The organism is Vicinamibacteria bacterium (assembly GCA_035620555.1).
In the GTDB taxonomy this organism is placed as follows: domain Bacteria; phylum Acidobacteriota; class Vicinamibacteria; order Marinacidobacterales; family SMYC01; genus DASPGQ01.
In genome coordinates this window covers 1-3,760 of record DASPGQ010000197.1, presented here as the reverse complement: position 1 = coordinate 3,760, position 3,760 = coordinate 1, and the positions used below count along the sequence as shown (strand labels likewise).

Genomic DNA, 3,760 nt, shown 5'->3' with positions numbered 1-3,760 from the left:
CGACGCGACCTGTATTAGCGAGGCGCTGCCCAATTAACGCACTGCAGCGACGTCGCCGCCGTTGCGAATGAGTACGGGGCGTACCTGCGGCCGCAGGAAAAGCTCACCAGAGAGGGGGCGCGCTGCCGAAACCGAGTGCGGATTAAGATCAAAAAGCGAAGGCGCCCAGCCGGAACGAGGATAGTCCCTTTTTGGGGCTGTTCGTGACCACCAGCCGTGAAAATTCCCATTTTGGGCGCTGAGGGGGCTATTTCACGAGATCTCTGTTCCGAGCGCGGTTGCGTATGTGGGCACGGAGTCTCGAGCAGGCGGTATCGGTCAGTCCCTCGGACGGGTCACAGGCGACAACGGGAGCCCCAGGTCTCCACAGGTCCGGGCGGTGATCCACCGCAATCCAAGGGGCGTCAGGAGCATGCTCCCTCAGCCACGCCTCGGCTTCCGCCTGCCGCGGGTACTCGTTGAGCCCTGGGATGGTCCGGGTTTTCGCGACGATCCGGAGCCGCACGTCAGCGGAGAAGAGACCTCGGAGCTCCTGGATTCCGAAGGTATCCCGCCACGTCGAGCTGATGACGACCTCGATCTCGGGCAGCTCGTACAAAAGGTCCTCGAAGCGAGCAACCAAAGGAGCCTCGAGACGGTATTTGGGAGCATTCTCCCTGCGGAGTACGCCGTCGAGGTCCAGAAACACAATCATGTCGTAGAACGCTGCCCACGGGTCGGCCCCGACCCGAAGGGCCGTGTGGTTGGGGTTCGGCGAGTGTACCACCGATTGGAGCAAGCGCAGCCCCCAAAGTTTGCGCGAAACCTGTCGAGCTCAACGTCGCGATTTCCAATGGGTGCTCCCGGGACGAGGAGCCGTGGCGGGGTCTAGGTTCCGTGTCTCGGCATTCCTGCGAGAGGCTCGCAATCGGGAACTTCCTGGACCACGTCAGCGCGGACGACGAGCTCTTCTTTGATCACCCGAAGGAGAGCATCTCGGACCCGCTGCTCCACCTCCTCCGGGTCGACCTCGACGGCATCGGGGAACCGAATGAAGACCGCGATTTCCAAATCTTGGGCCATGGTCTTGTGAGGTAATCGACCTGGCCGCTTATCGAGGAAACGCAGCTGCCCCGCGGGCCTTAACGATTTGCGAGTCGAGGGTGAGCGGATCGACCTCGGGACCGAACACGTTCCTGAGTGCCAGGACGTAGCGTGGATGAAGAAGCATCATGAGGGGCCTGACCCCTCCATCGACGTCTTCTGGTCTAAAACCATCGCGCCGAAGGATGTCTTCGATGAGCTCGATTAGAGATTTGACCGCGGACAGGTCTTTGGCGAGAGCCTGCTGATCGATGCCGCCCATTCCGTCCCCTTTCCCCGCACAGCACCTCTTATAGTCGCTCGGACTGAGCAAACGGTCACAAGCCTGTCCGATTTTTTCTGGGAAGATCTCCCGCGTGCGGCGCGTCGGGTCACGTCGACCAGCGGGCACCCCCGGTTGTTCAGGGGGAATCGTTATTTGAACGGGCGACGGTATTCTGCGTCGGTGAGTCCGGTAGGTCTTCTTTTCCAGTGCCTGCTAGCGCCTTCTATAGAGCCAGACGGCGACGGCGACGCTCCAGACAGCCTGAGCGAGAACCACGGCCCCCATCCCGTGGACGTCGAGCTCCAACCGCCCCACGAGGAGAGCCAGCGGAGGCACGGCGCCGACGGCGAGCCCGAAAGCGCCGATCGCGCGGGACGGACCGCTCCGAACGAGCAGAGCCCACGACCAGAGCAGGATGGCGATCGACATCGCGACCGTTCCCGCCTCAGCCGCGGACTGGTTCGCCTGGAAGCAGAGCCTCAATGTCGGCCTAACGCTCTCGAGCACCGAGGCGGCCGCGGCCTCCGAGGCGTAGCGGGAGGCGAGTCCCGGCACGATGAAGCCGCTCACCATCGCGGCCACGATCATGAAGGCGATCCCCAGGCCGTAGGCGCCCAGGGCGGCGCGAATGCGCAGCTTTTCGAGACCCAGATGCTCCGAGAAGCCGGTGAAGCCAAGGAGCAGGCAGCCCATCAGTGCAATGAGCCCACCGTGTACGCCCGACGTCAGGGCCGCTTCGCGACTCAGCTCCTCGACGAGGGAGGCCGTGTCGCCAGCGCCCGTCGACGGATGGTGGGCCATGAGGACGACCGAGAGGAACGAGCCGATCCCGATCAGAAGGGCGCTCGCCCGGCGGGTTTCGTTCGCTTCCGATGGCATGGACGTCTCCTCCTGCGATAGCTTACGAATCTACCAGGGTGACCGCCGCGCGAGTCCGGGCATTCGAGCGGCTTCGTCCTGTAAGGAACAAAGGAGGTTCTTTGTCCACCAAAGAGATTGGGGATCGACGCATTCGGAAGACGCGCGACGCCGTCGTCTCGGCCTTCAACGATCTCGTGCGGGAGCGGAAGTACGAGGAGATCCGCGTCGGTGACATCGTCGCCGACGCCGACGTCGGGCGCTCGACGTTCTACCAGCACTACACGGGAAAGGAGGACGTGCTCGTCGAGAGCATGGGTTTCATGCTCGACGCCCTCGCGTCCGCCGCGAGCAACGAGAACGATCCCGCGGAGCTCGAAGGGCTCCTGAGCCACTTCTGGGAGAATCGGCATCTTGGCCGCGAGCTCTTCTCCGGCCCAAAGTCGCTCCACGTCGTTCCCCGCATCACGCGGGCGCTTGCCCAGCGGATCGAGGCCCGGATCGCCTCCCGGCTCGCCGTCGGTGGCGGGAAACCTCTCGTCCCGACGCGCCTTCTCGCCATCCAGACGGCTGAAGCGGAGCTCGCGCTCATCCGGGCGTGGCTCACGGGCGCGGGGTCCGCCACGCCATCGGAGCTCGCGGAAGCCTTGACTCGCAGCGCGCGAGCGATGGTTGAGGCACTCCTGCCCGCTAGCCCCGGTTTGTTGCTCGAGAGGCCGGAAAAGTAGCCTTTTTTGGAAGCGCCCTATTCGCGCGTCTCTGACTTCCGACGCTTTTCGATCTCATCGAGGAGCAGTCTGAGAACCGGCAGGGTTCTTTGGTCTTTGGGGCGATTCGCCGCTTCTTTCGAACGTATCACGTCCTGGAGCGCCGCGACCTTGACCACGATACCTCGGATTCTCACGTCGACGGCTCCACGGGCCAGGTCCGTGAATCCCTCCGTCCCCGCCGGCTCGAACGACAGGTCGAGATCTCCGTATCGAGTCACGAGGTTGAGAAGAGCGACATTGGCGAGGAAGGCTGCATCATGGGGGAACTTCACGCCGCCCACGACGTCCGGCGTCCGGATCCGAGCATCGAGCTCTTCGAGCGCGGCGGCTAGCCGCCCCAGGTTCGAACCTCCTTTCGAGGGACAGATGTCGACGTCGACGGTGGGAAGCGGGGAGCCGTGAAGGACCGCGGCGAGGCCTCCGATCAGAACGTAGCTCACCTTGTGCCGGTCGAGGCACGCGAATATTTCGTCGGCCTCCAGGGCAACCATATCAGCCGCTGACTAATGGGCCCTCTGGACGAACGGAAAGATAGAACTTCACGAACGAGGCGTTCGCCTCGAGTCTTTCCTCGGGCGTCCATTCGAGCCTCTCCAGGATGAGGCTCCTGTCGTGAGCCTCGTCGTCGGCCTGACTTCGGAGGGCCTGCCGAATCTCGTCGCTCGCGAAGTTTTCGGGCTCCATGAGACCAGTATAAACCGACCGAGAGACACATCATGTACCGGTTCTCGCGTCAATAGACCGCTCGTATACTTCTTGACCCGCATCTCGACGCCTCGGGGTG

General features: G+C 63.3%; 7 protein-coding genes. 1 reads left to right on the top strand and 6 read right to left on the bottom strand.

The features are described from left to right. Nucleotides 1–247 precede the first annotated feature (247 nt). From VEK15_08010 to VEK15_07995, 4 genes are all read right to left on the bottom strand, one after another. Entirely contained in the window at nucleotides 248–766 is a 519-nt protein-coding gene (locus VEK15_08010) for an HAD domain-containing protein (protein ID HXV60622.1), read from the bottom strand. 101 nt (nucleotides 767–867) lie between these two features. Then, the gene (locus tag VEK15_08005; protein HXV60621.1) at nucleotides 868–1,062 is read right to left on the bottom strand and encodes a hypothetical protein; all 195 of its coding nucleotides are present in this window, start codon (nucleotides 1,060–1,062) and stop codon (nucleotides 868–870) included. A gap of 28 nt (nucleotides 1,063–1,090) precedes the next feature. Next, complete coding sequence (locus tag VEK15_08000) at nucleotides 1,091–1,345, bottom strand: hypothetical protein (protein HXV60620.1); 255 nt, start codon at nucleotides 1,343–1,345, stop codon at nucleotides 1,091–1,093. 216 nt (nucleotides 1,346–1,561) lie between these two features. Next, nucleotides 1,562–2,227, bottom strand: coding sequence for a hypothetical protein (locus tag VEK15_07995; GenBank protein ID HXV60619.1), 666 nt, complete (start codon nucleotides 2,225–2,227; stop codon nucleotides 1,562–1,564). A 101-nt stretch (nucleotides 2,228–2,328) separates the two neighbouring features. On the opposite strand from VEK15_07995, the gene VEK15_07990 reads away from it, so the two are divergent. After that, a complete protein-coding gene (locus tag VEK15_07990; GenBank protein HXV60618.1) occupies nucleotides 2,329–2,934 on the top strand; it encodes a TetR/AcrR family transcriptional regulator in 606 nt (201 codons plus the stop codon). A 17-nt stretch (nucleotides 2,935–2,951) separates the two neighbouring features. Here VEK15_07990 and VEK15_07985 read toward each other — a convergent pair whose 3' ends face one another. Together VEK15_07985 and VEK15_07980 are read right to left on the bottom strand one after the other, a co-directional pair. Next, nucleotides 2,952–3,467, bottom strand: a complete 516-nt coding sequence (locus tag VEK15_07985; GenBank protein ID HXV60617.1) for a hypothetical protein — start codon at nucleotides 3,465–3,467, stop codon at nucleotides 2,952–2,954. 1 nt (nucleotide 3,468) lies between these two features. Beyond that, a complete protein-coding gene (locus VEK15_07980) occupies nucleotides 3,469–3,660 on the bottom strand; it encodes a hypothetical protein (protein HXV60616.1) in 192 nt (63 codons plus the stop codon). Nucleotides 3,661–3,760 lie beyond the last annotated feature (100 nt).